This is a genomic window from Saliniferula longa, assembly GCF_050789285.1.
In the GTDB taxonomy this organism is placed as follows: Bacteria; Pseudomonadota; Alphaproteobacteria; order Rhodobacterales; family Rhodobacteraceae; genus CAVPWP01.
Window position 1 is genome coordinate 164,722 of record NZ_JBOUVX010000002.1, and the last position, 25,174, is coordinate 189,895.

A 25,174-nucleotide genomic window follows, 5' to 3' on the forward strand; every position below is an offset into this window, starting at 1 on the left:
CCCCCCGCGACCGGCCTATAAGAAGGATGAGGTTCAAGGACAGCAAGCCCAGATGAGCGAAAAGACCACGCATTTCGGCAACCGCACGGTGCCCGAGGACGAAAAAGCCGGCCTTGTGCATGGCGTCTTTTCAAGCGTGGCGTCGAAATACGACGTCATGAATGATGTGATGTCCGGGGGAATCCATCGCCTCTGGAAGGATGCGATGATGGACTGGCTTGCCCCGCGCGACGGGCAGCGGTTGCTGGATGTCGCCGGGGGCACCGGCGATATCGCCTTCCGCTTCCTCAAGCGTGCCCGGGGGGCAGAGGCGGTCGTGCTTGACCTGACCGAGGACATGCTCGAGGCCGGTCGGAGGCGGGCCGAAGCCGAACAGCTGTCAGAGCAGCTCGACTGGGTGGTGGGCGACGCGATGGCCCTGCCCTTCGAAGACGCGAGTTTCGACCGCTACACTATTTCCTTCGGCATCCGGAATGTGACGCGGATTGCCGACGCGCTGTCCGAGGCTTTCCGCGTGTTGAAACCGGGCGGCCGGATCATCGTGCTTGAGTTCAGCCAGTTGCCGAACAAGGGGATGCAGTGGGCTTATGACCGCTATTCGTTCAACGTCATCCCCGTGATGGGCCAGGTGATCGCAGGCGATCGCGACAGCTACCAGTATCTGGTCGAATCGATCCGCAAGTTTCCCGATCAGGAAAGTTTCGCAGAGATGATCCGCACGGCCGGGTTCGAGCAGGTGAAGTATCGCAACCTCTCGATGGGGATCGCTGCGCTGCACTCGGGGTGGAAGCTCTGACGTGAAGGGCCCCCACAACATCTGGCGGCTGGTCCGCACCGGTGCCACGCTCGAGCGGACCGGGGCGATGAAGATCGTCCTCGACGCCTTCCGCGCACCCCGCAGTCTTCGGATCGTGGCGCGGATTCTTGGCTGGCCGTTCAAGTGGCTGGGCTATCGTGGCGACCCGTCGCTGCCCCCGGCGACACGGGCGCTGACGGCCCTTGGGCCCGCCTACATCAAGTTCGGACAGGTCCTGTCGACCCGTCCCGACGTGGTGGGCGACGAGCTTGCGATGCAGCTGCGCGTGCTTCAGGACAAGCTTCCGCCGTTTCCCACGGAAAAGGCCAAGGCGATGATCGAGGCCGAGCTTGAAGTGCCGGTCGACCGCCTGTTCTCCGAGTTCAGCGAACCCGTGGCTGCGGCCTCCATTGCGCAGGTCCACAAGGCGCGGCTGGCCTCGGACGGAAAGCTCGTCGCGGTCAAGGTCCTGCGACCGAAGATCGAAAAGGCCTTCCGCAAGGACGTCGATGCCTTCTACCTCGCCGCCCGCATGATCGAGATCCTGGCCCCCGCGACGCGGCGCCTGCGGCCGACCGACGTGATCGCACATTTCGAGGGCGTCGTGATGGGCGAACTGGACCTTCGGCTCGAAACGTCTGCCGCGGCCGAGTTCGCGGCGCTGACGGCGCGGGATGACGGGTTCTCGGTCCCGCAGGTCGAATGGTTCCTTTGTTCGCGCCGGGTCATGACGCTGGACTGGGTCGAGGGGATCGCGCTAGGCGAGGTCGCCGAAATCGATGCGGCCGGGCATGATCGCGCCGTCTTGGGCGAGCGTGTGCTGACCCTCTTTCTCCGTCATGCGCTACGCGACGGCTATTTCCACGCGGACATGCATCAGGGAAACCTGAAGGTCGCGCCGAACGGCGATATCGTCGCACTCGACTTCGGAATCATGGGCCGGATCGACGAGTACACGCGCCGCGTCTATGCCGAGATCCTGTTCGGCTTCATCCGCAAGGATTATCGCCGCGTGGCCGAAGTGCATTTCGAAGCCGGCTACGTTCCCGCCGACCGCGATATCGACGAATTCGCGCGCGCGCTCCGGTCCGTGGGGGAACCGATCTTCGGGATGGACGCCACGCGCATCTCAATGGGACGGCTTCTCAACTATCTCTTCGAGGTGACCGAACGCTTCGGCATGGAAACGCGGACCGAGTTGATCCTGCTGCAACGGACGATGGTGGTCGTCGAAGGCGTCGCGCGCACGCTCAACCCGCACATTAACATCTGGAAAGTCGCCCATCCGATCGTCGAGGAATACATCCGCGAGAATGTCGGACCGCGCGCCTTCCTGCGCGACATGGCTCGGACCGTGCGGGTGCTGGCACGATTCGGGCCGAAGCTGCCCGAACTGACCGAAGCCCTGCTGGTGCGGCAGAACATGGCACCGCCCCCGCCCGAACCCGCCGCGCGCTGGCGGCCGGCCGCCTACATGGCAGCGGGAGCCGGGCTTGCGCTGGTGGCCATCGGTCTGATCGGGCGCCTCTAGACCGTCAGCTTCCTGCCAGGCGCAGCGACGTCACGCGGTCCGGCACGACCGTCGATCCGTCTTTCAGAACAAGCTCGGCTCGGCCGTCTTCACCGATCCGGGCCTCGCGCACCGTGCCGCGAATTTCGCCCGACCTTTCGCCTAGGAAAGTGTCGCCGGCCCGGCCTTCGACAGCAAAGGTGTAGAAGCCCGCAAGGAAGGGCTGCCCGGTTACCGAGAGGCCGTCCCACACAACGTCGCCCCCGTCCGGGTCGATCGGACGCCGGTCGACCGCGCGTCCGCTCTGGTCGCGCACCACAAGCTCGGCTTGATCTGCTGCGGGGATCCGGGGCGTGGCGACGGTGATCGGTGCGCCGTCGAAATACGCTGCCCCTCCCCCGCGGACGTCCTTTCCGACCCAGTCCGCGAACCGCGCAATGGCCGAACTGCCAAGACTCCGCGTCAGCCCCTCGAGAAGATCGTTGGTGCGCACCTGCTGCTCGACCCCCGAGAAGGTGGCAAGCTGGACGGCGAAGTCGCTCGACTCGATCGGATTGAGTGGGTCCTGATTCTGCATCTGGACGGTCAGCATCTTCAGGAATGTCTCGAAATCCGAGCTGAGCGCCGAGCGCGCGCCCTGCGCCTGCGTCGGGGATGTGGCAGCGGATGGCGTCGAAGTGGGGGCGATGTCCATGAAGTTTCCTAAAGCCTGAGATCAAGGGCGCCGGTCGCGGCACTCGGTGTCGGCCCCGGCGCGGCGGCGCGGGCAGAGGGCGCGACGCCACCGGCCTCGTCCGAGGGATCCGTGCGCGGGGCGGACCCGAAGCGCTGTTTCGCGCCACCCGCGTCGCCGCCGCCGAAGGTGAAGGAAAGGTTGGCGTATCCCTGCTGGCGAAGGTCGGCGGCCAGCATGTCGATGTGGCGGCGAAGAAGGTCCAGCGTCTCGGGGCGCTCGGCCATAATCTGAACGGTCATCTGGCCTTCGCCGCCATGAAGCGAAAGGCGGACCTTGCCCAGTTCTTCCGGGGATAGCGAGATCTCGACCGGGCCGTCTGCAAGTCGGCCCGCGATATCGGTAATCTGGTTGACCGCCGCGCGCGCAACCTCGGGGCGGGGCATTGGCGGATCGGCGAGGGGGCGACCATCACCTGCGCGCGGCTCGGGAGTGGGGATCTCGCGCAGCGATGCGGAACCGTCAGATCCCGGCATCTCGGCCGCCATCGGACGATCGCTCTGGATGTCGGTAGGGTCCGGCACGGTTGGCTGCGTCGCGCGCGGCTCCGGCGCTGCGGGGTCGGAACGTGCCGCGGGACCATCCGACGCGCCCCTGCGCGCGTTATCAACATCGCCGCTCTCTGCCACGTCGAGGGTCGACAAAGAGGGCGGGCCTTGCACGGCTTCCGTCGCAGGGTTCGGCGCGCTCACAGCCGCCGCGACCGCCGCATCTGCGCCCGCCGCGCCACCCGTTCCGCGAGGCGGCAGTGTCACGACAGGCTGCACCGCATCCGATGTCGGGGAATCGGGGCGCCCGGACCTTGCAGTATCCTCGGTCATCACGCGCCCGACAGCGGCAATCGACGGGCCTGTCCCGCCGGTCTGGCCCGCGGTCGGCACGCCGGTCTCGGCACCCCGCTCAAAGGGCGCAGTCGGACGGGCGATCCCGGCCGCGGTCCAGGCTTGATCCGGCGCTTCACTTTGCGGAGGGGGCCGCTCCGGAACTGCGGTGGCCTTGTCCCGCACCACCGGGAACGCCGTCGCCTTTGCCGTCAGTGGCACCGGCGGCAGCGGCTGCCGTGACCACACTGCGACATTCGGAACCTCTTGCGCCGACATTGGCCCGATCCAGGCTGACATCGCCGCACGAAGTTCGGAGGCGGGCGTCAGCCCCTTGGCGGGCAACAGGGTCTCGTCATCTGGACGCTCCGCACCCGAACCGGGCGATGGCGCCCCCGGGGCATCGGATCGTCCCGACGGCGCGGCGGACAGGCGCGACGCTGCCTCGCCCACACCGGCGGGCTGGAGAACGGTGCCTGCCGCGGCCCGCAAAGAATCCCACGACCCTGCATCACGCCCATCGCGCGCCGAAGGATCCGCCATTGTCGTTGCCCGACCAAGGAAATCCGCCCTGGCCCCATCATGCCGACCAGCACCATCGTCCGGCCTGGGGGCAGGTTCGGAGTTTCGAGTAGGCGTGTTCGACGTCGGCACATGGCCCTCCGGGTCAGGACCCGAAAGCGACGCCCGCACCTTGTCGCCCGATGGAAGGCCGGCCGGATCCTCGCCTCGCGCGCAGACTCCGCCGCCAAGGGCGGACACGCCGGATGATGAGGTCCTCGCGACAGCTGAGGCAACTGAAGGTAGGTCGGGACCTGCCGTGGTTTTTGGCCCCTCCGCGGCTAGCGCCGGGGCGACGGCCTGTTCCCCTGCCTGACCGAAATCCGTGGCCGGTACCTGGCCGGGGAGCGCACCCATTGCGGCACTGAAGGCTGCGGCCACAGCTTCGGCGGGAAGCCGAACCGGGGCGTCCGGCGCGGCGGCTTCGCCTGGGGTCGGCATCATCCACTGATCGAACCCCTCTGCGGCATCGCCCTGCGCCGAGTCCGCGCGCGAAGCAGCCTTCGCCATATCGGCACCAGGCATCGCAAGGCCAGAAGGACCACCGGCCTGACGGTCGCCGGGTGCGAGGATGGCGGTTGTCATCATGTCAGGCGGTCCTGTCCTTCTGAACGGGCGTCGGCCGTTTCTTGACCGATACTGGTTACGACATCTTTACCGCCAGGCGGGTATGCCCCCGGAAGTCCCTGCAATTCGAGGCAACGGTCATGGCGTCCACTCTCCTTTCCACGCTGTCTTCGCCGGCCCCACCGTCAGGCCGGTCCCACCCGCCGGCCCCTGTGCCACCGGACGACCAGCGCCTGCGTGCCCTCGCGCGCGAGCTTGAGGCGTCCTTTCTTGCCGTGATGCTCAAGTCGGCTGGCTTGGGCGAGCCGCGCGAGGCCTTTGGGGGCGGCGCCGGGGAAGATCAGTTCACCTCGATGCTGACCACGGAACACGCCCGCGCACTGGCCGAGCGTGGCGGCATCGGCCTTGCAGAAACGCTGTTCGAGGCCATGAAGGAGCAGCGCGATGGCAAGGCCTGATCCGATTGGCGCACTCGAAGACCTGCTCGAGCGGGAAAGACGGCTTATCCTGTCCGGGCGACTTGCCGATCTGGGGCGACATGCCGAGGCGAAAGCCCGGATCGTGGATGCTCTGTCACGCGAGGTGCGGGACCCGCGCCACCTCGACCGGCTGCGCGCGGCCGCCTCCCGGAACCAGGGCCTTCTCGATGCGGCTGCCGAGGGAATCCGCGAGGTACGGGATCGCCTGACCGACATGCGGCGGTCGGTGGGAAGCCTCGCGACCTATTCGAGCGACGGCGAACGGCATGTCGTCTCGACCACGCCCGGCCAGCTCGAACGGCGCGCCTGACGGGATCGTTCGAATTGCGGGAATCGACCGGGTCAAGGTTCAGCGAACGTTAGGAACTCCGACCCATGGTCTCGCTGCACCCGAAAGCGGAGTGGCGCGACGGCACAGGCCGGACCCGCACGCGTCAGAATGACGTCCTGCACGCCCCTAGGGGCACACCCAGCAACGCGGTGCAAAAGCACCGACAGACCAGGAGCCGAAAATGGCCAGCATTCTCACGAACACCAGCGCAATGGTCGCGCTGCAGAACCTTCGCTCGATCAACCAGAACCTTGTCGACACCCAAAGCCAGATCGCAACCGGCAAGAAAATCGCCACCGCAACAGACAACTCGGCAATCTGGGCCGTTTCGAAGGTCATCGAATCCGACGTAAGCGCGTTCAAGGCGATCTCGGACAGCCTCAACCTTGGCGATTCCACCATCGCCGTCGCCCGGTCGGCGGCTGAAACGATCACCGACCTTCTGACCGAACTCAAGGGCAACATCGTCGCCGCCCAGGAAGAGAATGTCGACCGGTCCAAGATCCAGTCCGACATCGACGCGAAGGTCCAGCAGATCCAGTCGATCGTCGACGCCGCGTCGTTCAACGGCCTCAGCCTGGTCGAGGGGACGGCGGACGTGAACATCCTGTCGTCGCTGGTGCGCGACAGTACAGGGACGGTGACGTCGTCGGACATCACCATCGCGCGGCGGGATCTGACGATGGATGCCGGATCGATCGGCGCGTCGTCGACCGACAACCTTGCCAATTCCGTCATCCAGAACGGTGCAACGGCTGTCGAATCCGCCGGCGTCACCATGGAGGTCACTCTTGGGGACGGAATCGTCGCCAGCGACAGCTTCACCATAGCCGTCGACGGGTTCGAAATCGACTACACCGCATCGGGCGCGGACGAAACGGTGATGGCCGAAGAGCTTGCCGGCTTCATCAATGCGCTTGGCCTCGAAGGGATCGAAGCCTCGAACACGGCCGGTGTGCTTGAGATCACGTCGACCCGATCGTTCGAGGGTTTCAACGTCACCATTTCCAACCTCAGCCTCACCGGCGGGTCCGTTGCGATCACCGACGACGGTTCGGGCGGACTGGCGACTGGGAACACCGCGACCGACTCGACAGGCTCGCAGCGCGCCGAAGAGGTCCGGTTCAGCGATACGGCCATCGTCAGTGAGGGCGACGGCTACGGCGTCACTGTTGGCACGAACACCTACAATTACATCGCCGGGCCAAACGAGGACTTCGGCGATATCGCGCGCGGCCTGAAGGCGGCGATCGACGGCGGCGGAGTTGCCGGCGTCTCGACCCGCGTCATCGAAAATGACGATGGCAGCTTCAGCCTGATGATCGACAACGACGGCTCGGGGCAGGCGTCGCTGAACCTGGCGCGAACCGCAACCGAGAATGGCGTGGCGTCCGGTGGCCTTTTCGGGCTGAAAAGCATCGACGTGACGACGAACGAAGGCGCTTCGGCCGCGCTCGAGAACATCGACACCTTCCTGAACACCGCGATCGACGCCGCGGCATCCTTCGGGTCCGACCAGGCGCGAATCGATCTGCAGTCGGGCTTCATCGACAAGCTCACCGACTCGCTTCGCGCGGGCATCGGATCGCTGGTGGATGCCGATCTCGAAGAGGCGTCCGCGCGCCTGCAGGCGCTTCAGGTGCAGCAGCAGCTTGGCATCCAGTCGCTCTCGATCGCGAACCAGGCGCCGCAGTCGATCCTCGCGCTCTTCCGGTAAGGGACTTGCCGGGGCGCCCGCCGGCGCCCCGGATCACCCCGCGTACCGGTCCGGCCGCAGCCCCCTCGACCATCGAGTCCAGGAAGGACATCTCACGTGAACGCTCTTCAGATGGCACGCTCCGCCTATGCCACATCCGCCCCGACACGACCGCCCCGCACCGTCGAATACGACGCCTTCGCCCGCATCACCGAGCGGCTGAGCCGGGCCGCGACCAGCGGGACACACTTCCCCGCGCTTGCGGTCGCACTGACCGACAATCTTCGCCTCTGGACGCTTCTTGCGGCCGATGTGGCGAACAGAGAGAACAGCCTTCCCGACAGCCTTCGGGCCCGAATCTTCTATCTCGCCGACTTCACCCGGACCCATACGCGCAAGGTCCTGAGAAACGCGGCCACCCCCGAGGCCCTCGTCGAGATCAACCTGGCCGTGATGCGCGGCCTTCGCGCGGGAGACGACGCCAGATGACCGGCCTTGTCCTGAAGCTCGCGCCCAAGGAACGGGTTCTGATCAACGGCGCGGTGATCGAGAACGGCGACCGCCGCAGTCGTCTGGCGATCGTCACGCCCAACGCCCATATCCTGCGTCTTCGGGATGCGATCCATCCCGAGGAGGTGACGACGCCGGTGCGGCGCGTCTGCTACATTGCCCAGCTTGTCCTGTCGGGTGACGCCGAGCCAGTCGAAGCGCGACCCCAGCTTCTGCGCGGGATCGAGCAGTTGAGTCAGGTGTTGACCGACTTCGACAGCAGAGACCATCTTGCCGCGGCCACCCAGGCGGTGATGGACGGGCAGCACTATCTGGCGCTGAAGGCGTTGCGAAGCCTCCTGCCGCGCGAAGAGCGTCTGCTGTCCGCCTGTGCGTCCTGACGGCCGACGTTTTGCCTGCGGGCGGACAGTGACGGCATCCTGACGGGAGTGGCGGAATGAGCTTTCAACCAGTGGTGCCTTTCGGCGGACTTGCCGGCTGGGCCTTTCTACAGCGCACCCAGGACACCCAACAGGCCGCCTTCGATCGCAGTCCCGCGCGGCAGCGCGATACCGACCGGTTCATCGAGCGGATTGGCAGCGTCACCAGCGCCGCGGAACTGGTTTCGGACCGAAGACTGCTTGCGGTCACGCTTGGGGCCTTCGGGCTTGACGACGACATCGACAACCGCTTCTTCATCCGAAAGGTTCTCGAGGATGGCCCAACGGCGCCCGATGCCCTGGCCAACCGTTTGGCGGACAAGCGCTATGCCGCTTTGGCAGACGCCTTTCGCTTTGATCTTGCGCCGCCGAACACCGTTCTGAGCGACTTCGGCCCGCGCATCGTGGCGGCCTATCGCGACCGGCAGTTCGAGATCGCGGTCGGCGCGCAATCGTCGGACATGCGTCTTGCCCTTGGGCTCGAGCGCGAGTTGTCGAACCTCACCGGGCGGTCGCTGTCGGAGGATGGCCTGTGGTTCACGGTCATGGCCACGCCGCCACTTCGAAAGGTGTTCGAGGCCGCGCTCAATCTTCCGGCGACGCTTGGCACGCTGGACATCGACCGACAGCTTGGCGTCTTCAAGGACCGCACCCGCGCCTTCTTCGGAGAGGAAAGCTTGCGCCAGTTCTCGGATCCCGACAAGCAGGCCACGCTTCTTCGGCGCTTCCTGCTTGCCTCCGAGTCGACCGCCGCGCCCACGGCCGCCGCTCCGGGCGCGACTGCGCTTGCACTTCTGCAGGCGACCCAGCCCCTTGCGATCGGTTCCCGGTTTGCGGGCCTGCTCGCCTGACAGGGACGGCAGAGTGGCAATGCGACCTGACGCGTGCCAACCGTGGATTCGGTCAATCCACCCGCGCATTTCCGAGGCGGGTGGGCCGGCTGCATCTATATAGGCATCTGGGAGCGGCAATCATGCAGATCGATTGGCGGCGATCCCTGAATTGAAAAGGGGCCGGCCAGGCGAGGGTGACGGCCGCGGGCAGCCACATTTTCAACGGGCGCAAAGCGACCGCGGGCACTCGGTCCGGTCCCCGTTGTCTATGGCGCCGCCGCAACTCCGGGCGCTTCGGAATTGCCATTACAGGCCTCGCGCAGCATCTTGAAGCTGGCTGCAATGCCGTCATGTGCCCTTTCGCCCACGAAAGCGTCGAGTCTGGGAAAGGCGTCGATGGCGTCGTCGATCACTCGGTCTGTCCCTGTCTCGTAAAGTCCGGCCTGTATCATCAGTTCGGCCCGCGCATATGCGCCAAGCTGGCCGCGCGCCCGCGTGATCAGGGCGTTCTCTTCCGGGGTGGCGGCCTTCGGCAGCGCGCGGGAAACCGACTTCAGGACATCGATGGGCGGAAACCGCCCGCGCTCGGCAATCGCACGGTCGAGCACGACATGCCCTTCAAGCACGCCGCGAAGCATGTCCGCCACCGGTTCGTCCATGTCCGCCCCCGCCACGAGGACCGAGAGAACCGCGGTGATATCGCCCATCCCGGGCGCCCCGGGCCCGGCCCGTTCGCAAAGCCCTGCAATTGCCTGTGCGACCGATGGCGGATAGCCCCGCAAGGCCCCGCTCTCTCCGGCGGCAAAGGCCACTTCGCGATGCGCTTCGGCAAATCGCGTGACCGAGTCGACCAGAAGCAGAACATGCGCACCCGCATCTCTGAAATGCTCGGCGATGGTCATTGCCGCGGGCAGGCAGCGTCGGCGGATGACCGGCGAGCGGTCAGAGGTCGCGGCGACGACGACGCTGCGCGCCATACCAGCGGGGCCAAGCACGTTATGGACGAAGTCGCGCACCTCGCGCCCACGTTCGCCGACAAGCGCGATGACGACGACGTCCGCCGCGACATCTTGCGCAAGCATGGCAAGCAAGCTTGACTTGCCGACACCCGATCCGGCGAAAAGTCCCACCCGCTGTCCACGGACAAGCGGCAGCATCGTGTTGAAGACCGCAAGACCCGTCTCAAGCCGCGTGCCGAACCCGCGCCGTTTCGACGGCGAGGGTGGGCCGGCCTGCAGCCAGCGCGGCGCATCGCCGGGCAGAAGCGCCGGCCCCTCGAGCGCCAGACCCGTCGGATCGATCATCCGGCCGATCCAGCTGTCGTCGGGCGAAAGCCTGCAAGGGCCCAGAAGCACCACGCGGTCCCCGTTCGCCAGCCCCTGCGGATCGCCATCGCCAAGCACGGTAAGATGATCGCCGGAAAAGCCGACGACTTCGCCCCCAAGGCACCGTCCGCCGCGAAGCCGAACTTCGACCAGATCGCCCAGGCGCGCGGATCCTGCCAGCCCGTCGACCTCGAATGTGCCGCGAGCGGCGGCAACGACTCGCCCGACGGGCCGAACCGGGGCGCAGTCGGCAATGCGGGCGCTGACATTGTGAAGTCCCGCAGCTTTCATCGGTCGTCCCCCGTTGTCTCGCAAACGGTTTCTAAAGGAATCATCGTTAAGCCGGGGTTTAACGGATCGTGGGAGAAACCCCGGTGTTTGAACGGCTTGAGATCTTGAGGATGGCGGGGGGGCTTGCGGCCCATTCTGCAGCCCGACAGTCGCTTGTCGCGCAGAATGTCGCCAATGCCGACACGCCCGGCTATCGCGCCCGGGACCTTGAAAGCTTTTCCGAGATCTACAGCACCGGATCGGGGGGCAGTCTGCGGCGCACCCGCGAGGGCCACCTCGATGTCGCTGACAGGCGCGGACCAGAAGGGCGAGAAATCGCTTCCGGCGGCCAGTCGTCACCCAATGGAAACTCGGTCTCGCTCGAGGACGAGATGATCCGCGCCGTCGAGGTCAAGCGCGGGCACGACGTGGCGCTTGCCGTCTATCGCAGCACGCTCGACCTGCTGCGCGCGCCGCTTGGGCGCGGTCGCTGACCGGGTTCGGGATCGGAGAGGGCAGAATGCCGGAATTGAGCGAGACTTTGGGACTTTCGGCAAGCGGCATGCGGGCGCAGTCCGACCGCTTGCGTCTACTGTCAGAAAACATCGCCAATGCCGATACGCCCGGCTATCGCCGGAAGTTGGCGAGCTTCGAGGAAGCCGTGGCCGGCGGTCGTGGAACAGGGCAGGTTCAGGCGGGGCCCGTCACCCTGGACCGGCGAGAGTTGCCCCGGGTCTTCGATCCGTCGCACCCGATGGCCGATGAAACCGGTCATTATCTGGGCTCGAATGTCGACATCGTGGTCGAAATCGCGGACGCGCGCGAAGCGCAGCGCAGCTATGAGGCGAACCTCAGAATGTTCGATCAGGCCCGCCAGATGACGCGCGGCCTGCTTGAACTGCTCCGCCGGTAGGAGGACCCAGAATGGACATCAGATCGACGCTTGCCGCACAAGGCTATGCGGCAACCCGCCCGGCCACCGCGCCGAAGCCGGAGCCAGGCGGGACCGTCGCGACCTTCGCAGACGCCGCGCGGAGTTTCGCCGCGACGGTCGCTGAAGGCGAAGCCACGGCGAAGGCCGCGCTGACAGGCGGGGCGGATTCCCTGGCACTGGTGCAGGCGCTGGCCGAAACGCAGCTGGCAGTGGATACCGCCGTCACGGTGCGCGACAGGGTGGTCGAGGCCTACCAGGAAATCCTGCGGATGCCGGTCTGATCGATGGACGAGATGGTCTTCTTCGACACGCTCCGCCAGGGACTTTGGGTCTCGGTCGTCATGTCGACCCCTATCCTCGTGGCGGCGCTGGTGGTTGGCCTGGTGATCGGCCTGTTCCAGGCCCTCACCTCCATCCAGGAAATGACGCTGACGTTTGTGCCGAAGCTTGCGGCGATGGTGGTCGTCTTCTGGGCGTCGATGTCCTTCATGACGACGACACTGACCGCCTTCTTCACCGGCGAACTCATCCCCTTGATGGCAAGGCTCTAGGTCATGGAAAACGCGCTTTACACCGCCTTGACCCGGCAATCGGGCCTTCTGCGCGAGATGGATCAGGTCGCCAACAACATTGCCAACATGTCCACCACCGGCTTCCGGCGCGAAGGGCTGATCTTCTCGGAATTCGTGCAGGGAACCGGGCCGGGCGAACCGTCGCTGTCGATGGCGGCCGCGCGGGTCCGCGACACGGACCTGCTTCAGGGCGCCCTGCGCCAGACCGCCTCTCCGTTCGACATGGCGATCGAAGGGCCCGGCTTTTTCCTGATCGAGACACCGGCCGGCGAACGGCTCACGCGCGCGGGCAACTTCTCGCCGTCGGCCGCGGGGGAACTGGTCACACCCGACGGCCATCGCCTTCTTGCCGAGGGCAGCGCGCCGGTCTTCGTCCCGCCCGACGCCTCGGTAATCGCCCTTGGCGCCGATGGCACCCTTTCCGCGGACGGGGCGCCGATTGCGCGGATCGGTCTTTGGGAGCCGGTCGATCCGATCGATCTCGGCCGTCAGGACGGGGTGCTTTTCGCGGCCGCCTCGGGGATCGCACAGGTCGAGGAAGGGCGCATCCTGCAAGGATTCCTCGAGGGATCGAACGTCAATCCGATCGCGGAAGTTGCCAGAATGATCGAGGTGCAGCGCAGCTATGAAATGGCGCAAAGCTTCCTCGACACGGAGGACGAGCGCATTCGCAACGTCCTGCGCACCATACCCGGACAGCAGTAAAGGAGGACCGCGATGCGCGCCCTTTCCATCGCCGCCACGGGCATGAGTGCCCAGCAGATGCGGGTCGAGGTGATCTCGAACAATCTCGCGAACATGAATACCACCGGCTACAACGCGCGCCGGGCGGAATTCGCAGACCTGCATTACCAGCAGGTCACCCGGGCGGGGGCGGTCAACGCCTCGGACGGCACGACCTTGCCGACCGGGGTTCAGGTGGGTCTCGGGGTGCGTCCGGCCTCGGTCTCGGTCACGTTGCAGCAAGGCTCGGTCGCCGCGACCGGCGGCGACCTCGACCTTGCGATCGAGGGTCAGGGATTCATCGAGGTCACGCTTCCCTCGGGGATCTCGGCCTTTACCCGGGACGGGGCGCTCAAGCGGTCCGCCGACGGCCTTGTCGTTACCTCCGAAGGTTATCCGGTGGTGCCCGACATCACGATCCCGGAGGATGCGCGATCGATCTCGATCAATGCCGATGGCGAGGTCTATGCCTATTTCAACGACCAGGTCGAAGCCGAATTGCTGGGGCAGTTCACCCTTGCAGGCTTTTCGAATCCCAAGGGCCTCGAGGCCATCGGATCGAACCTGTTCCTGGAAACCGGCGCATCCGGCCCTGCGCTGGTTGCCGACCCCGGAACCGACGGGCTCGGGACCCTTCGGCAGGGCTATCTCGAGCAAAGCTCGGTCGATCCGGTGCGCGAGATCACCGAACTGATCGAGGCGCAGCGCGGGTACGAATTGAACGCCAAGGTCATCACGGCAGCGGACCAGATGCTGTCGGCGACGACACAGATTCGATGATCGACCGCGTGCTTCTTCCCATGCTGGCCCTACTTGCTGTCGCGCCGGCGGCGGCAGCCGAGACGGTGTTGGCCGCGCGCACCATCCGGGCGCAGGCGCTGATCGGACCCGAGGACATCACGATCGTCGATGCGGTCGTTCCCGGCATGCTTCAGGCCGGCGATCCGATCATCGGCATGGAAGCCCGCGTCGTCCTTTACGCCGGACGTCCGATCCGTCCGGCCGACATCGGCCCGCCCGCGATTGTCGATCGCAACGGAATCGTCGTGCTCGTCTACAGGCAGGGTGGCCTGTCCATCGAGACCGAAGGCCGGGCGCTGGGCCGCGGCGGCGTCGGCGATCGACTTCGGGTCATGAACCTTTCTTCCCGCACGACCGTCACGGGCGAAGTGCGCGAGGACGGCACCGTTCTTGTCGGCGGCGCCGTGGCCGAAAATCCGTAGGAGTTCACATGAAGTTCCGCAGCCTGTCCGCCCTTCTGATCGCATCGACACTCGCCTCGGGCTGCAGCCGGCTTGGCGACGTCGGACGCGCGCCGGGCCTGACGCCGGTCGACGATTCGCTCGAGGTTCGGGCAATGGCGACGCCGGGATTTCCCGTGGCCCTCGATAGCTCGCAACGCGCCGACCGCGCATCGCTCTGGAGCGGCACGCGAAGCTCGCTGCTCGGCGATCGCCGCGCCAACCTGCGCGGCGACATCCTGACGGTCGTGGTCGAGATCGACGACAGTGCGGAAATCTCGAACAGCACGTCCCGGTCGCGCGCGGGGTCCGAAGGGATGGGGATCGACGCGCTGTTCGGCATTCCCCAGCGCCTGAACGACCGCTTGCCCGAGGGCGCCTCGATGGGGGATGCGGTCCGGCTCGATTCCACGTCCCGGTCGCGCGGCGACGGGTCGGTCAGCCGCAACGAGCAGCTTGAACTGCGGGTCGCCGCGACGGTGGTCGACGTGCTGAACAACGGCGTGCTCAAGATACAGGGAAGCCAGGAAGTCCGGGTAAACTTCGAAATCCGCGAACTCATCGTGACCGGATTTGTCCGCCCCGAGGATATCTCGCGGCAGAACGAGATCACCTATGACAAGATCGCCTCGGCGCGGATCTCTTACGGCGGGCGCGGTCAGATCTCGGACGTCCAGCAGCCCCGCTACGGGCAGCAGATCGCCGACATCGTTCTGCCGTTCTGACACGCGGATGGGCCACGTTCTTGCCGTCGTGATCGTGCTGCTGGGGCTTGGGGCCGGGATCGGCGCCGGCATGCTGCTTGCCCCACCAAAGGAAGAAGCCCGCGCCTGCGATGCGGTGCCAGAAGAAGACTGCACGCCCGAAGATGGCGCAGTGCCATCCGGGCCGCCTCCCGAACCCGGCGCCCTGCCGTCGCCGGCGCCGGGCGAGGCCTTCGACTATGTCCGGCTCAACAACCAGTTCGTGATCCCCGTCATCAGCGGTGACAGCGTCGCAGCCCTTGTCGTGATTTCGTTGACGCTTGAAGTGACGAGCGGCACGAATGCAGCCGTGTTCGACCGCGAACCGCGTCTGCGCGACGCCTTCCTGCAGGTGCTGTTCGATTTCGCCTATGCCGGGGGCTTCGACGGGCCCTTCACCCAAAGCAGCAACCTTGCCGCCCTTCGCCGCGGCCTGCGCGAGGCCGGGCAGACCGTCGTCGGCCCGGATGTTCGCGACGTCCTGATCGTCGACATCGTCCGCCAGGAAGTCTGAACCAGGGGCGACCGTCGGACTCAGCCCGGATGCCCCATGGGGGTCCTCCGCCTGCCTTGCGCCCCGATCAGTCTGTCGAGCGCGACCTTGCGGCCAAAGGCGCGGCGCACGGACGCGAGGCGCATCTCGCGCGCGGCCCGAAAGGACGCAAGTTCGCGTTGATGGGCTGCGATGCGTGCGTCGCACCAGGCGATCCAAGGCGGAAGCCGCGCGGCCGCCGCGGGATCGATGCCCTGGCCCAGCGCTTCCTGACGTACGCGTTCGCGGCGCAGACGGGCGATCTCGGCAATGATGCGACCCTCTTCCATGGTGATTTTCCGAAGCTCCAGAAGCTCTCCATCGAGCGCTGCCTGGGCGATCTGACCCAGCTCGCGGGGGACCGGCGGCCTCATCTCCGCCCGCCCCCGGCGCGGCGGCGCATGGCCTCGGCGAAACGGATCGCGGCCGCGACCGGACGATAGTGCTCGGGCAGGACTTCTTCTCCAAGACCGATGGTCGCGTGAAGGGCGCGGGCCGTCGGCGGGTCGCGGTGGATCGGCACGGCGGCCTGCGCCGCGGCCTCGCGGATGCGCCTTGCCACATCGTCGACCCCTTTCGCCACGCAGATCGGCGCGCGGCCGCTGCCGCGGTCCCAGCGCAAGGCGACGGCGTAGTGTTCGGGGTTCACGATCACCACATCCGCCGTGGGCACCTCGCCCAGCATCCGGTTCGTCGCGATATCGTAACCACGCTGGCGCCGCGCCTGCTTGAGGTAGGGGTCGCCCTCGGATTCCTTCAGTTCGTCGGTCAATTCCTTGCGCGACATGCGGTGGCGGCGGGCATGGTCGGCCACCTGCCAGACGTAGTCGACGCCCCCAAGAACAAGCGAGATCGCGACCACGATGCCCAGAAACGCCACCGACAGCTTTAACAGGCCGACCACGATCGCGGCCGGTTCGGACGTCGCCGTGGCAAGAATCGCCGGCAGACGGCTCCATAGGAAAAGCCCCAGAACGACGCTGTAGATCGCCAGTTTGACGAAGCTCTTGGCGAATTCGAACAGCCCACTGCGCCCGAACTTCTGCTTTGCCGTGTCGATCAGGGAAATCCGCGAAAGCTTCGGCATGACCTTCGTGGGGGCGACGACGAAGGCGCGCTGGGCAAGAATCGCCACCAGCGCAAGGCCCGCCGGCCCAAGAAACCAGACCATCGACGTTTTCAGGGTATGAGCAAGGACGCCACCGGCGAAGGCGGTACCTCCACCGACAAAGAGAGCCCGTGAAAGCGGGCCCGCCTGATCGAGCATCGTCGCCAGGAAGGCGGCCGCGGACGACAGCGCCTGCGGACCGGCCGCCAACGCGACGACGATGAAGCCACCATAGGCAGCCGTCGCCGTCAGATCCGCGGACGAGGGGACTTCGCCTTCGCGCCGGGCGTCGTCCAGCCGCTTCTGCGTGGCCTCGTACGGCTTGTCGTCGTCGGCCTCGGCGTTGTCCTGGGCCATCAGCCGCCACCTGACGGGTTCAGCACGAAAAGAAGCAGGCGCCGGTGCCATTCGGCAAGGATCAGGGGCGCACCGACCAGAAGAAGCCCCAACGCCCCAAGGGTGATTGCCGGAGCCCCGACAAAGGCCACCATGAGTTGCGGCATGGCACGGTTGATGACCCCAAGTGCAAGGTTGTAGATCAGCGAAGCGATCACGAAGGGCGCCGACAGAACAAAGGCGAGGGCGAAGGCCTGCGCCGTCCGTTCGACCCCCCAGGCGCCCAGCGCTTCGGGCGATGGAAGACGTCCGGCGGGAAAGAGGTCGTAGGACAGCACAAGGAACTCGGCCAGGCGCACGTGCAGTCCTGCCATCGTCGCCAACGCAAGGGCCGCGACGACGAGAAGGTGCGAAATCGCCGGTTGCGGCTCGACCGAGGCACCGGCGAACAACTGCGCAAGAGAGGTCGCCTGGGCCGCGATCGTGCCGGCCGTCTGAAGGGCCAGAATGAAAAGCCGCAGCGCGATGCCAAGGGCAAGGCCGGCCACGACTTCGGCCAGAAACACCTTGGGCGACAGGGCTGCGCCAGCCTCGATCGAGGTCACGTCGGGCGTCACCGCCGGCGCGACCACGGCCGTGAAGGCCAGGGTCAGGACAAGCCGGACGCGCGCCGGCACGATACGCTCGCCGAACGCCGGCAAGAGCGCCATGGCCGCACCGATGCGCAGGAACACGAGAAATCCGGCGACAAGCGCCGACTGCACGAGACCCAGCGCATCTGCCAGCGTGGCGATCATGCCGGAACGAGACCCAGAAGCGCCGGGCGCGGTTCGCCGCTCAGTTCCTCGTACGAGAGGACGGGATTTGTGATGCCCTTCGCAGCCAGCACGGTTCTCACGAAACGACGCCGCCTCAGGGTGGTGACGACCGCAGGAAAGGCGCCCGTCTCGCCAGCGGCAGACAGCCGTTCTGCGACGGACCCCGCGAGGCGGTTGAATTCCTCTGGCGGCAGGGCGACCTCGCTGCGGCCGGCCGGGCCTTCGACTTCGTAGGTGGCGAAGGTCGCCTCCCACTCGGGCGACAACTGGACAAGCGGCACCGTGCCATCCTCGCGCCGGAGTCCCGCGACGATCTGAAAGCTCAGGCGCTGGCGCACATGCTCGGCCACGGCTTCGGCGGGAAGACCGGGTGCGCGCACTTCGGCAATCGCCTCAAGGATCATGGGCAGGTTCCGGATCGAAATGCGTTCTTCCAACAGAAGCCGCAGGACGGCCAGAAGCAGGTCGACCGGCACCTTGTCGGGCACAAGTTCGTCGATAAGCCGGCGATTGGCCTCGGCGCGCCGCGCGTCCGACAGTGACGTGAGTTCATCCAGGAGGCGGCGCAAGGCCTTGAGCCCCATCAGGCGGGGAAAATTTCGCTTCACGACCTCGAGAAGGTGCGTCGCGAGAACCTCGACCGGGGTGACGACGGTGGTCCCCGACAAGGCCGCCGCTTCCGAGGCGCCACGGTCGATCCAGCGCGCAGCCGCGCCATAGACAGGCTCTTTCACATCCTCGCCGGGGATCTCGCGAAGCGATCCCGGGGCGGCCAGCGCAAGCATCCGCTGCGGCCTGAGGCGATCCCGCGCCTGCTCGACGCCCTGGATGCGGATGACGTAGGTGCCCGCGGGCAGACCGGGATCGTCGGTCAACCGCATTTCGGGCAGGATGACCCCGAAACTCGACGCCACGTGGCGGCGCATGTTGTCGATCCGGGCGTCCAGTCCCGTCGCGGGGTCAAGCACCATCGGAACCATGTCGGGCGCGAACTCGACGTGGATATCGTCCAGATCGAGAAGATCTCCGATCGACGGGGCGCGGGGCGCCGTCGACTCGATCGGCGGACCGGCCGTTTCCCTGGCGCGGGTTGCCGCGTCGCGCCGGGCCGCGACGACGGCCCAGGCGCCAAGCCCGACCGCGCCCGCGATGAACGGCAGGAAGGGCAGCCCCGGGACAAAGGCGAACAGGGCCATAAGGCCAGCCACCGCGGCAAGCGCCGAAGGATGGCGCCCGAGTTGCGAGACGATGGCAAGATCCGTCGATCCCGTCGCGCCCCCGCGCGCAAGCAGAAGTGCCGCGGCGATCGAGATGACCACAGCCGGGATCTGGGTGACAAGCCCGTCCCCGACGGTCAGGATCGCATAGGTTTCGAACGCGGTGCCCAGTGCCATGCCGTGCATGAGCACTCCGATCGCGAGGCCCACGACGAGATTGAGAAGCGTGATGAGCAGCCCCGCAATCGCATCGCCCTTCACGAATTTCGATGCGCCGTCGAGCGAGCCGAAGAAGGTCGTCTCGGCCTGGTCACGCTCGCGGCGGGCCTTGGCCTCGGCGTGATCGATGGCGCCCGCTGCCATGTCGCTGTCGATGGCGAGCTGCTTGCCAGGCATGCCGTCCAGGGCGAACCGCGCGCCGACCTCGGCCATGCGTGCCGCGCCCTTGGTGATGACGATGAAGTTGACGATCAGCAGGACGCAGAAGACGACAAGGCCAAGGACCACGCTGCCGCCCATCACGAACATCGCGAAGCCTTCGATCACGTCGCCGGCGGCCGACGTCCCGGTGTGGCCTTGGCCGATGATGAGCTTTGTGGACGAGACGTTAAGCGCAAGCCGCAGGACGAGAGAGGCCAGAAGCACCGTCGGGAAGGCCGAGAAATCAAGCGGTCGCTCGACGAACAGCGTGACCGTGAAGATCAGGATCGCAAGCGCGAACGAGGCCGCCAGTCCGATGTCGAGCATCCAGGCCGGAACCGGCAGGATCATCATGACGATCACGGCCATCAGGGCCATCGCCAGAAGGATCGTCGGCTTGAACAGCATGGCCGTCACCGGGGGCCACCAGACCATGCCTGACCAGAGACCGAGGCGCCGGATCGCGCCAAGGTCATGCCCATTCCCATGATCCCGAAAGTCGAAGCGTTCTGCATGGTGCCTTTTCGCGCCTCATCCTGGCGTGGCCGTTTCGGCTTAGCGGGCAAGACCTAAGAAAGGGTAATCGGGCAAGGGAGGGGCGGCGTCTCGGCAGGCGGCGCTTACCGCTGGGCTCGATCGAGAAGCGAGTCGATGCCTTGGCGAAGCCTCTGCGCCTCGAGAAGCAGGTCCTGTGGGGCGGATCGCACGGGGCCCACTGCCCCGTCACGTTCGCCAAGGGTGTCGGGCAAGGCCGCCCAGTCGCGCGCCCGCAGGGCTTCGGCCTCGCTCCGCTCGATGTCGCCGATCCGGGCAAAGGCGTCGGCCGCGGCGCGATGATCGCCCAGGGCGGACAGAGCCTCGGCCTCGAGAAGGGCTGCGCCCGGGGCATCCACACCCGCAACGAACTCAAGTGCTGTCGCCGGGTCCGCGGTCGTCAGGGAATGGCGCGCACGGGCCAACCTGACTTCCGGTGCGGCCTCGTCCGGCGTCGTCATGTGAAGCTCGGCCAGCGACGTGAAGCCAAGGTCGATAAGTCGCGCCCCGGCCGCCCGCCGCGCGGCCTCGTCAAGGTCGCCGGCCTGACCGAGATCGGCCAGCAACAGAGCAACGGCGATGAAGTCGATATCGCGCCCCCGCAGCGACGCTTGCAGAAGCACCGTGGACGATAGCTCCCGGATGTCGGCGGCGGGACCTTCGGCATCGACGATGGCCCTGCGCAACTCGGTCAGGCCGTCACGAAACCGACCGTTCGCGGCCAATCCCCGGATCTCGGCGGACCTGAGTTGCCACCCGATCGGCAGGTCGCGAAGCTCGAATGCGAAGGCGGCGGCATCGGCGATGGCGCGGTCTTCGACCGAGCCGCCGCTCGCCAACTCTTGTTCCAGCAGCGCAAGCGCGGCACGGGCCGCATCCATGGGATCCTCCGTCAACAAGGACTGCAGGGCGTCGCGTCCGCCGGCGGTGTCGTGATCGAGGGCCACCTCGGCAAGGCTCATGGCAGCGCCATGTTGCCCCGCGACGCGTGTGACCGCGCGAAGGACCGCGCCAGCCGCCTCGATCTCGCCGGCCGACTCGAGGGCCGCGGCCAGTTGGGGGGCAAGGTGCCGGCGCAGGTGCAGCGGAAGCCCTGCAAAGGTCGTGACGATCGCGCCGGTGGCCAGGATTTCGGGCGGGGTTTCGGGCGGGGTTTCGGGCGGGGTGTCAGGGGCGGCAAGAAACGACCACAGCGCCACCTGCGAGGCGCACCCCGCCTGTCCCGCAAGCGCGCCTCCCGGCGCGGGGGGGCGGCTGTCCATCAAGTCCGCCAGATCCCGCAGAATGGCGGCGTCAGGCACGTCGCCTGAGAAGGCGTCAAGCAGGTCGTGTGCCTCGGCACCAAAGGTCAGGAAGACGTAGTGACGGGCAAGCGCCCGCACGGCCCGGAGATCAGGCTGGTCGCCGGCATCAAGAATCCGGGCGCGGTATGACCCGATCTCTCGCCCGACATGGGCCTCGTCCCCCCAAAGCCCAACCGCGACTGCACTGTCGGGCAGGCAGGCCGGTTCGGCCTGGGGGATCAGGCGATCAAGACCGAGGGCCCCGAAGTCGCGATCGATGCCGGTGATGATGCGGATATTGCCGGTTCCCGTCCGGTCCCGGGGCGCGCGCGCTTCGTCCAGGGTTTCTTGCGCGGTGTCGTCCGGGGCTTCGCCAGGTCCTTCGCCCGCGACGGCCGTGGGTCCCGTGACCGAGGTCCCTGGCGTGGGACGTGCCGGGGCCGCGCCCGCCAGCATGTCGACTTCGACCAGACCCTGCGCGGAAGCGCGGCCAAGCTGGCGCGCGATCGCCTCAACCGCCAGCGCGTCGCGACCCCGCGTCTCCTGCCGCTGGGCGTCCTGCGCCGCTGGATGCGGCCCGCCTGAACCGATTTGCCGGTCCGCCGGACCTGGCTGGGGCGTGGCGGTCATCTCGTCGACACCGGTTTCAAGCCCTGACCCGGGGGACGCGGTCGTCGCCCCCGCGATATCAGGAAGCACCCCAGGGCCGAGGCGAAGCGCGAGGTCCAGTTCCGAAAGCCAGGCCAACGGCAGCACGGCGCCCGCCACGGCGGGTTCAGGGGTGATCTGCGCAAGAGGCGCCGGCACCCCGGCGGGCGGGCCAGACATGGCCGGGTCGGCCGCGATCGGGACCTCAAAGGGCGAATCGTCAGGAGGCGGACCATCACGGATGTCGATGACGAGGGCGCTCTGGCGATATTCGAAAGCGGTCGCGTGGCAGGCGCAGGCAAGATCGATCTCAAGCGGTGCGCCCGGTCCCTTCTGCCGCAGCGCACCGACCCGGTCGCGCCCGATCAGGCGAAAGACATCGCCCGTGTCGAGGGTCAGGTCTGCGTCGATGCCAAGCACATACCCTTGTCCGTTGCGGCCCATCCGCCAGGCCGGGCGCGCACCTGGAAACTCGATCACCAGGCGGGCATAGCCGGCGTGATCTCCGGACCTGACCGCAATGGTCTGAGCCGAGGCGGCGCTGACTCCGGAAAGCGCAAGGACGACAAGCAGCGGAAGCGCCCACCTCATGCCGCCTCCGACTTCACCGTCTTGAGCGCCTCTTCGAGGTCCGAAAAGCTGGGTCGAACATGGCTCGGGGCGTTCTGCCGGCCGACTTCGATGCAGATACCAACCGCGTGGTTGTGAAGATTGGCGACAAGGACCTCGCGGATGAGCTGATAGAAGTGGCCATCCTCTTCGGCGATGGCACGCAGCCGGTTCGCGAAGGGACCCACGATGCCATAGGCAAGAAAGACGCCAAGAAAGGTCCCGACAAGGGCGCCACCGATCAGTTTGCCAAGGATCTCGGGCGGCTGGTCGATCGATCCCATGGTCTTGATCACGCCAAGAACGGCGGCGACGATTCCCAGCGCCGGTAGGCCATCGGCCACGACCTGAAGGGCGTGGCTGGAATGAAGCGCATGGTGCTGGTTCGCCTCCATGCGCTTTTCAAGCACCTCTTCCACCTGGTGGGGATCGTTGTAATTCATCGAGGCCGACCGAAGCGTGTCGCAGATCAGGGCGATCGCCTCCTTGTCGGCCAGGATTCTTGGGTATCTGCCGAAGATCGACGACGCGTCAGGGGATTCGATATGTTCCTCGAGGGCGACCGGATTTTGCCGGGCAAGCCGGATCAGCTCGAACAGAAGGCAAAGCAGGTCACGGTAGTCCTGCGGCTTCCACATCGGCCCCTTGAAGACCTTGCCCAGGTCCTTGAGCGTATGCTTGATCGCGCCCTTGTCGTTCGCGATGAGGAACGCCCCGACCGCCGCACCGCCGATCATCATCAGTTCGAAGGGCAAGGCCTTCACGATGATCGTCATCTTGCCGCCTGCGGCAAGATACCCGCCGAAGACCATGCTGAAGACGACGACAATGCCGATGATCCCGAACATGTGCGGCCAACGTCCTTTCCATGGTTCAGGCCCTGTTCTTTCAGACGCGGGTTAAGAAAGATTTCCGGGCTCAGGGGGTTCTGGAAGGGGCGTCGGAGGCGGCTCCGTCGGGCGCCGAGCGAGGGACATCGGCATTGCGGCCAGCCAGGATGACGCTGATCGCGTAGGCACTGTCCGGCGTCAGACCCGAAAGGATGGCCGCCGCCGCATCCGGCCGCATGCGCCCAAGAAATCCGGCCGCGAAATCGGGCGCCATCTGCTGGAACAGCGGGGCCGCCTGCTGCGGCTTCATGTTCTCGTAGACGGTCGTCAGTTGCACTAGGTCGTTCTCGGCCGCGCTGTCGGCCAGTGCCATCGTCGCGCGAAGTGCCTCTTCGGCCGCCAGAAGTTCGGAAAGCGTCGCGCGCGCCCGCTCCTCGGCGAGTTGGGCAGCCGCAAGGCGCGTCGCGGCTACCCGCTCGCGCTCCGCGACATCGGCTTCACGTCCACGCAGATCGGCAAGAAGGGCGGCAAGCTCGTCCTCGATGGGCGCGCCACCGGGGGGTGGGGCGTCCTCGCGACGCGACACCGCGATCTCTTCAGCCAGTGCGATCGCGGGGCCCGAGACCACACGCACGGCCGCGGACCCAAGAAAGAGGCATGCAATGGCCAGGAGCGCCCCGCGCCCCGCCCTTCGGTTGCCGCGACCGGCGCGAGGGGGCGCCCTCATCTTGCCCCCTCCTTGATTCGGGCGCGCTGACTCAGGAAGAACGTCGACCGGCCGTCCGTCGTGGGGGCGGCGGCCTCGGCGGCGGTGCCGGGGCCGGGCTCGGGGGGCGTCGCTGGTCGCGCCCGGGGGGCGGACCCGGTCTGGGGTCCCTCGACCGGCAGGTCGTGCAGGGCCGCGACCAGAAGCTCCAGGCGCCGGGCGGCTTCTTCCGCGCGCGCGGTCAGTGCGTCGAGCGTCCCTGATGTCGTGGCGGCCGACGTCTGCGCCGCCCCCAGGGCCTTTGTCATGTCGTCGACCTGCACGGACAGAACAGCAATCGCGCCGCCGACGCCCCGTTCCAGATCGGTGAAGCGCCTCAGGCGGCGAGCAAGCACGAAGCAATAGACCCCGGCGCCGACCGCGCCGGCGATGAGCAGTATGTCGGCGATAGCGTCCATGACCGTCCTCTCAGCTGACGACGAATTCCATGATCAGAAGGTCCCGCACAGCCCCGTCACCGGTGACGATCTGCACCCGGCGCAGCATCTGTGCCCGCAGCCGGACAAGCGAGGACGGATCCTCGAGATCGCGCATCGCGACCGCGCGCAGATAGCCGTTCAGAACATCCACCACCCGGGGCATCAGACCCGCGACTTCTGCGGCCCGTGCGGGAACGACCTCGAGCTGGGCCTGAAAGCGGAGGTGACGGGCATCGCTCCCGCGCCCGATCGAGATGATCAGCGGATCCACGGGCACGAAGGCCACCTGAAGCGGTTCCACGGGCGCATCGTGCGTCGCGGAGGACGCGCCGAGAGGCAGAACCCCCGATGTCGCGGCGACATAGCCGCCCCCGGCCGCGATCGGAGCAAGGCCGAGACCGATCAAGACAGCCCGCCGCCCCGGGCGTTTCGCCGGTTTGTCAGTCGGGGTCGAACTGTCGCTCATGTCGCGCTCCGTGTTGCGGTCCACGGCGGTGATAGCCCGTTTGTGACTAACCGAATGTTAAGCGGCCCGCTGCTAGGAACGGCCCGGCGGCGGGACAGAACGTCTTGCCAGCGGACAAGGAGGC

The 25,174-nt window shown here is 66.8% G+C and carries 29 protein-coding genes; 17 read left to right on the top strand and 12 right to left on the bottom strand.

Annotation, left to right across the window (positions count from 1 at the left end; genetic code table 11):
• Positions 1-52 precede the first annotated feature (52 nt).
• The gene (gene ubiE / locus ACRDNQ_RS07345) at positions 53-796 is read left to right on the top strand and encodes a bifunctional demethylmenaquinone methyltransferase/2-methoxy-6-polyprenyl-1,4-benzoquinol methylase UbiE (RefSeq protein ID WP_431828002.1); all 744 of its coding nucleotides are present in this window, start codon (positions 53-55) and stop codon (positions 794-796) included.
• Position 797: 1 nt separating this feature from the next.
• On the top strand, positions 798-2,327 hold the full coding sequence (ubiB, locus tag ACRDNQ_RS07350; protein WP_431828003.1) for a 2-polyprenylphenol 6-hydroxylase: 1,530 nt from the start codon (positions 798-800) through the stop codon (positions 2,325-2,327).
• A gap of 4 nt (positions 2,328-2,331) precedes the next feature.
• Here the strand turns inward: ubiB and ACRDNQ_RS07355 are convergent, their stop codons facing one another.
• Together ACRDNQ_RS07355 and ACRDNQ_RS07360 are read right to left on the bottom strand one after the other, a co-directional pair.
• A complete protein-coding gene (locus tag ACRDNQ_RS07355; RefSeq protein WP_431828004.1) occupies positions 2,332-3,000 on the bottom strand; it encodes a flagellar hook capping FlgD N-terminal domain-containing protein in 669 nt (222 codons plus the stop codon).
• 8 nt (positions 3,001-3,008) lie between these two features.
• Positions 3,009-3,563 carry a flagellar hook-length control protein FliK gene (locus ACRDNQ_RS07360; protein ID WP_431828005.1) on the bottom strand — a complete coding sequence of 185 codons (555 nt, stop codon included), beginning with the start codon at positions 3,561-3,563 and terminating at the stop codon, positions 3,009-3,011.
• A 1,565-nt stretch (positions 3,564-5,128) separates the two neighbouring features.
• On the opposite strand from ACRDNQ_RS07360, the gene ACRDNQ_RS07365 reads away from it, so the two are divergent.
• The 6 genes from ACRDNQ_RS07365 to ACRDNQ_RS07390 all read left to right on the top strand — a co-directional run bounded on the left by ACRDNQ_RS07365 (position 5,129) and on the right by ACRDNQ_RS07390 (position 9,274).
• The gene (locus tag ACRDNQ_RS07365) at positions 5,129-5,446 is read left to right on the top strand and encodes a rod-binding protein (protein WP_431828006.1); all 318 of its coding nucleotides are present in this window, start codon (positions 5,129-5,131) and stop codon (positions 5,444-5,446) included.
• Positions 5,433-5,777 (top strand): flagellar biosynthesis protein FlgN, encoded by a 345-nt coding sequence (locus tag ACRDNQ_RS07370; protein WP_431828007.1) that lies wholly within the window; start codon positions 5,433-5,435, stop codon positions 5,775-5,777. The genes ACRDNQ_RS07365 and ACRDNQ_RS07370 overlap by 14 nt, the downstream gene beginning before the upstream one ends.
• 202 nt (positions 5,778-5,979) lie before the next feature.
• Positions 5,980-7,515 (top strand): flagellin N-terminal helical domain-containing protein, encoded by a 1,536-nt coding sequence (locus tag ACRDNQ_RS07375; RefSeq protein ID WP_431828008.1) that lies wholly within the window; start codon positions 5,980-5,982, stop codon positions 7,513-7,515.
• A gap of 96 nt (positions 7,516-7,611) precedes the next feature.
• Complete coding sequence (flaF, locus tag ACRDNQ_RS07380; protein WP_431828009.1) at positions 7,612-7,983, top strand: flagellar biosynthesis regulator FlaF; 372 nt, start codon at positions 7,612-7,614, stop codon at positions 7,981-7,983.
• Positions 7,980-8,384 carry a flagellar biosynthesis repressor FlbT gene (flbT, locus tag ACRDNQ_RS07385; protein ID WP_431828010.1) on the top strand — a complete coding sequence of 135 codons (405 nt, stop codon included), beginning with the start codon at positions 7,980-7,982 and terminating at the stop codon, positions 8,382-8,384. The genes flaF and flbT overlap by 4 nt, the downstream gene beginning before the upstream one ends.
• Before the next feature lie 56 nt (positions 8,385-8,440).
• Positions 8,441-9,274, top strand: coding sequence for a DUF1217 domain-containing protein (locus ACRDNQ_RS07390; RefSeq protein ID WP_431828011.1), 834 nt, complete (start codon positions 8,441-8,443; stop codon positions 9,272-9,274).
• A gap of 248 nt (positions 9,275-9,522) precedes the next feature.
• On the opposite strand, the gene ACRDNQ_RS07395 is transcribed toward ACRDNQ_RS07390, so the two are convergent.
• On the bottom strand, positions 9,523-10,872 hold the full coding sequence (locus ACRDNQ_RS07395) for a FliI/YscN family ATPase (protein WP_431828012.1): 1,350 nt from the start codon (positions 10,870-10,872) through the stop codon (positions 9,523-9,525).
• Positions 10,873-10,955: 83 nt separating this feature from the next.
• Here ACRDNQ_RS07395 and ACRDNQ_RS07400 point away from each other — a divergent pair, with 83 nt between their 5' ends.
• Genes ACRDNQ_RS07400 through ACRDNQ_RS07440 form a run of 9 tightly spaced genes read left to right on the top strand, consistent with a single transcriptional unit; the run spans position 10,956 to position 15,578 of the window.
• On the top strand, positions 10,956-11,345 hold the full coding sequence (locus ACRDNQ_RS07400) for a FlgB family protein (protein WP_431828013.1): 390 nt from the start codon (positions 10,956-10,958) through the stop codon (positions 11,343-11,345).
• Positions 11,346-11,371: 26 nt separating this feature from the next.
• Entirely contained in the window at positions 11,372-11,764 is a 393-nt protein-coding gene (gene flgC, locus ACRDNQ_RS07405) for a flagellar basal body rod protein FlgC (RefSeq protein WP_431828014.1), read from the top strand.
• Positions 11,765-11,775: 11 nt separating this feature from the next.
• Positions 11,776-12,066 (top strand): flagellar hook-basal body complex protein FliE, encoded by a 291-nt coding sequence (fliE, locus tag ACRDNQ_RS07410; RefSeq protein WP_431828015.1) that lies wholly within the window; start codon positions 11,776-11,778, stop codon positions 12,064-12,066.
• A 3-nt stretch (positions 12,067-12,069) separates the two neighbouring features.
• Positions 12,070-12,336, top strand: a complete 267-nt coding sequence (locus tag ACRDNQ_RS07415; protein ID WP_431828016.1) for a flagellar biosynthetic protein FliQ — start codon at positions 12,070-12,072, stop codon at positions 12,334-12,336.
• A 3-nt stretch (positions 12,337-12,339) separates the two neighbouring features.
• Positions 12,340-13,062, top strand: coding sequence for a flagellar hook-basal body complex protein (locus tag ACRDNQ_RS07420; protein ID WP_431828017.1), 723 nt, complete (start codon positions 12,340-12,342; stop codon positions 13,060-13,062).
• 12 nt (positions 13,063-13,074) lie between these two features.
• Complete coding sequence (flgG, locus tag ACRDNQ_RS07425; RefSeq protein ID WP_431828018.1) at positions 13,075-13,860, top strand: flagellar basal-body rod protein FlgG; 786 nt, start codon at positions 13,075-13,077, stop codon at positions 13,858-13,860.
• Positions 13,857-14,303 (top strand): flagellar basal body P-ring formation chaperone FlgA, encoded by a 447-nt coding sequence (flgA, locus tag ACRDNQ_RS07430; RefSeq protein ID WP_431828019.1) that lies wholly within the window; start codon positions 13,857-13,859, stop codon positions 14,301-14,303. Before flgG ends, flgA begins: the two co-directional genes overlap by 4 nt.
• A gap of 8 nt (positions 14,304-14,311) precedes the next feature.
• Positions 14,312-15,046 carry a flagellar basal body L-ring protein FlgH gene (gene flgH / locus ACRDNQ_RS07435; protein ID WP_431828020.1) on the top strand — a complete coding sequence of 245 codons (735 nt, stop codon included), beginning with the start codon at positions 14,312-14,314 and terminating at the stop codon, positions 15,044-15,046.
• A 7-nt stretch (positions 15,047-15,053) separates the two neighbouring features.
• Entirely contained in the window at positions 15,054-15,578 is a 525-nt protein-coding gene (locus ACRDNQ_RS07440; protein WP_431828021.1) for a flagellar basal body-associated FliL family protein, read from the top strand.
• Between the two features lie 20 nt (positions 15,579-15,598).
• Here ACRDNQ_RS07440 and ACRDNQ_RS07445 read toward each other — a convergent pair whose 3' ends face one another.
• The 9 genes from ACRDNQ_RS07445 to ACRDNQ_RS07485 all read right to left on the bottom strand — a co-directional run bounded on the left by ACRDNQ_RS07445 (position 15,599) and on the right by ACRDNQ_RS07485 (position 25,050).
• The gene (locus ACRDNQ_RS07445) at positions 15,599-15,970 is read right to left on the bottom strand and encodes a hypothetical protein (RefSeq protein ID WP_431828022.1); all 372 of its coding nucleotides are present in this window, start codon (positions 15,968-15,970) and stop codon (positions 15,599-15,601) included.
• Positions 15,967-17,061 carry an EscU/YscU/HrcU family type III secretion system export apparatus switch protein gene (locus ACRDNQ_RS07450; RefSeq protein ID WP_431828023.1) on the bottom strand — a complete coding sequence of 365 codons (1,095 nt, stop codon included), beginning with the start codon at positions 17,059-17,061 and terminating at the stop codon, positions 15,967-15,969. The genes ACRDNQ_RS07445 and ACRDNQ_RS07450 overlap by 4 nt, the downstream gene beginning before the upstream one ends.
• Positions 17,061-17,837: a flagellar biosynthetic protein FliR gene (locus tag ACRDNQ_RS07455; RefSeq protein ID WP_431828024.1), complete on the bottom strand. Its 777-nt coding sequence runs from the start codon at positions 17,835-17,837 to the stop codon at positions 17,061-17,063. Before ACRDNQ_RS07455 ends, ACRDNQ_RS07450 begins: the two co-directional genes overlap by 1 nt.
• Entirely contained in the window at positions 17,834-19,930 is a 2,097-nt protein-coding gene (flhA, locus tag ACRDNQ_RS07460) for a flagellar biosynthesis protein FlhA (protein WP_431828025.1), read from the bottom strand. The genes ACRDNQ_RS07455 and flhA overlap by 4 nt, the downstream gene beginning before the upstream one ends.
• Positions 19,931-20,115: 185 nt before the next feature.
• A complete protein-coding gene (locus ACRDNQ_RS07465) occupies positions 20,116-22,551 on the bottom strand; it encodes a hypothetical protein (protein WP_431828026.1) in 2,436 nt (811 codons plus the stop codon).
• Entirely contained in the window at positions 22,548-23,417 is an 870-nt protein-coding gene (motA, locus tag ACRDNQ_RS07470; protein ID WP_431828027.1) for a flagellar motor stator protein MotA, read from the bottom strand. Before motA ends, ACRDNQ_RS07465 begins: the two co-directional genes overlap by 4 nt.
• Before the next feature lie 70 nt (positions 23,418-23,487).
• Positions 23,488-24,033 carry a MotE family protein gene (locus ACRDNQ_RS07475; protein WP_431828028.1) on the bottom strand — a complete coding sequence of 182 codons (546 nt, stop codon included), beginning with the start codon at positions 24,031-24,033 and terminating at the stop codon, positions 23,488-23,490.
• Between the two features lie 89 nt (positions 24,034-24,122).
• Complete coding sequence (locus ACRDNQ_RS07480; protein ID WP_431828029.1) at positions 24,123-24,563, bottom strand: hypothetical protein; 441 nt, start codon at positions 24,561-24,563, stop codon at positions 24,123-24,125.
• Positions 24,564-24,573: 10 nt separating this feature from the next.
• Positions 24,574-25,050 (bottom strand): flagellar basal body-associated FliL family protein, encoded by a 477-nt coding sequence (locus tag ACRDNQ_RS07485; RefSeq protein WP_431828030.1) that lies wholly within the window; start codon positions 25,048-25,050, stop codon positions 24,574-24,576.
• Positions 25,051-25,174: the final 124 nt, after the last annotated feature.

Excerpts from the sequence above, each read along its gene's own strand:
- ACRDNQ_RS07420 (WP_431828017.1), top strand. The coding sequence starts at position 12,340 with ATGGAAAACGCGCTTTACACCGCCTTGACCCGGCAATCGGGCCTTCTG.
- ACRDNQ_RS07465 (WP_431828026.1), bottom strand. The coding sequence starts at position 22,551 with ATGAGGTGGGCGCTTCCGCTGCTTGTCGTCCTTGCGCTTTCCGGAGTC.
- ACRDNQ_RS07415 (WP_431828016.1), top strand. The coding sequence starts at position 12,070 with ATGGACGAGATGGTCTTCTTCGACACGCTCCGCCAGGGACTTTGGGTC.
- ubiE (WP_431828002.1), top strand. The coding sequence starts at position 53 with ATGAGCGAAAAGACCACGCATTTCGGCAACCGCACGGTGCCCGAGGAC.
- ACRDNQ_RS07485 (WP_431828030.1), bottom strand. The coding sequence starts at position 25,050 with ATGAGCGACAGTTCGACCCCGACTGACAAACCGGCGAAACGCCCGGGG.
- ACRDNQ_RS07445 (WP_431828022.1), bottom strand. The coding sequence starts at position 15,970 with ATGAGGCCGCCGGTCCCCCGCGAGCTGGGTCAGATCGCCCAGGCAGCG.
- ACRDNQ_RS07375 (WP_431828008.1), top strand. The coding sequence starts at position 5,980 with ATGGCCAGCATTCTCACGAACACCAGCGCAATGGTCGCGCTGCAGAAC.
- ACRDNQ_RS07455 (WP_431828024.1), bottom strand. The coding sequence starts at position 17,837 with ATGATCGCCACGCTGGCAGATGCGCTGGGTCTCGTGCAGTCGGCGCTT.
- ACRDNQ_RS07395 (WP_431828012.1), bottom strand. The coding sequence starts at position 10,872 with ATGAAAGCTGCGGGACTTCACAATGTCAGCGCCCGCATTGCCGACTGC.
- ACRDNQ_RS07355 (WP_431828004.1), bottom strand. The coding sequence starts at position 3,000 with ATGGACATCGCCCCCACTTCGACGCCATCCGCTGCCACATCCCCGACG.
- ACRDNQ_RS07370 (WP_431828007.1), top strand. The coding sequence starts at position 5,433 with ATGGCAAGGCCTGATCCGATTGGCGCACTCGAAGACCTGCTCGAGCGG.
- ACRDNQ_RS07450 (WP_431828023.1), bottom strand. The coding sequence starts at position 17,061 with ATGGCCCAGGACAACGCCGAGGCCGACGACGACAAGCCGTACGAGGCC.
- ACRDNQ_RS07390 (WP_431828011.1), top strand. The coding sequence starts at position 8,441 with ATGAGCTTTCAACCAGTGGTGCCTTTCGGCGGACTTGCCGGCTGGGCC.
- flbT (WP_431828010.1), top strand. The coding sequence starts at position 7,980 with ATGACCGGCCTTGTCCTGAAGCTCGCGCCCAAGGAACGGGTTCTGATC.
- flgH (WP_431828020.1), top strand. The coding sequence starts at position 14,312 with ATGAAGTTCCGCAGCCTGTCCGCCCTTCTGATCGCATCGACACTCGCC.
- motA (WP_431828027.1), bottom strand. The coding sequence starts at position 23,417 with ATGTTCGGGATCATCGGCATTGTCGTCGTCTTCAGCATGGTCTTCGGC.
- flgA (WP_431828019.1), top strand. The coding sequence starts at position 13,857 with ATGATCGACCGCGTGCTTCTTCCCATGCTGGCCCTACTTGCTGTCGCG.
- flhA (WP_431828025.1), bottom strand. The coding sequence starts at position 19,930 with ATGGTCTGGTGGCCCCCGGTGACGGCCATGCTGTTCAAGCCGACGATC.
- fliE (WP_431828015.1), top strand. The coding sequence starts at position 11,776 with ATGGACATCAGATCGACGCTTGCCGCACAAGGCTATGCGGCAACCCGC.
- ACRDNQ_RS07365 (WP_431828006.1), top strand. The coding sequence starts at position 5,129 with ATGGCGTCCACTCTCCTTTCCACGCTGTCTTCGCCGGCCCCACCGTCA.
- ACRDNQ_RS07440 (WP_431828021.1), top strand. The coding sequence starts at position 15,054 with ATGGGCCACGTTCTTGCCGTCGTGATCGTGCTGCTGGGGCTTGGGGCC.
- ACRDNQ_RS07480 (WP_431828029.1), bottom strand. The coding sequence starts at position 24,563 with ATGGACGCTATCGCCGACATACTGCTCATCGCCGGCGCGGTCGGCGCC.
- flgC (WP_431828014.1), top strand. The coding sequence starts at position 11,372 with ATGCCGGAATTGAGCGAGACTTTGGGACTTTCGGCAAGCGGCATGCGG.
- flgG (WP_431828018.1), top strand. The coding sequence starts at position 13,075 with ATGCGCGCCCTTTCCATCGCCGCCACGGGCATGAGTGCCCAGCAGATG.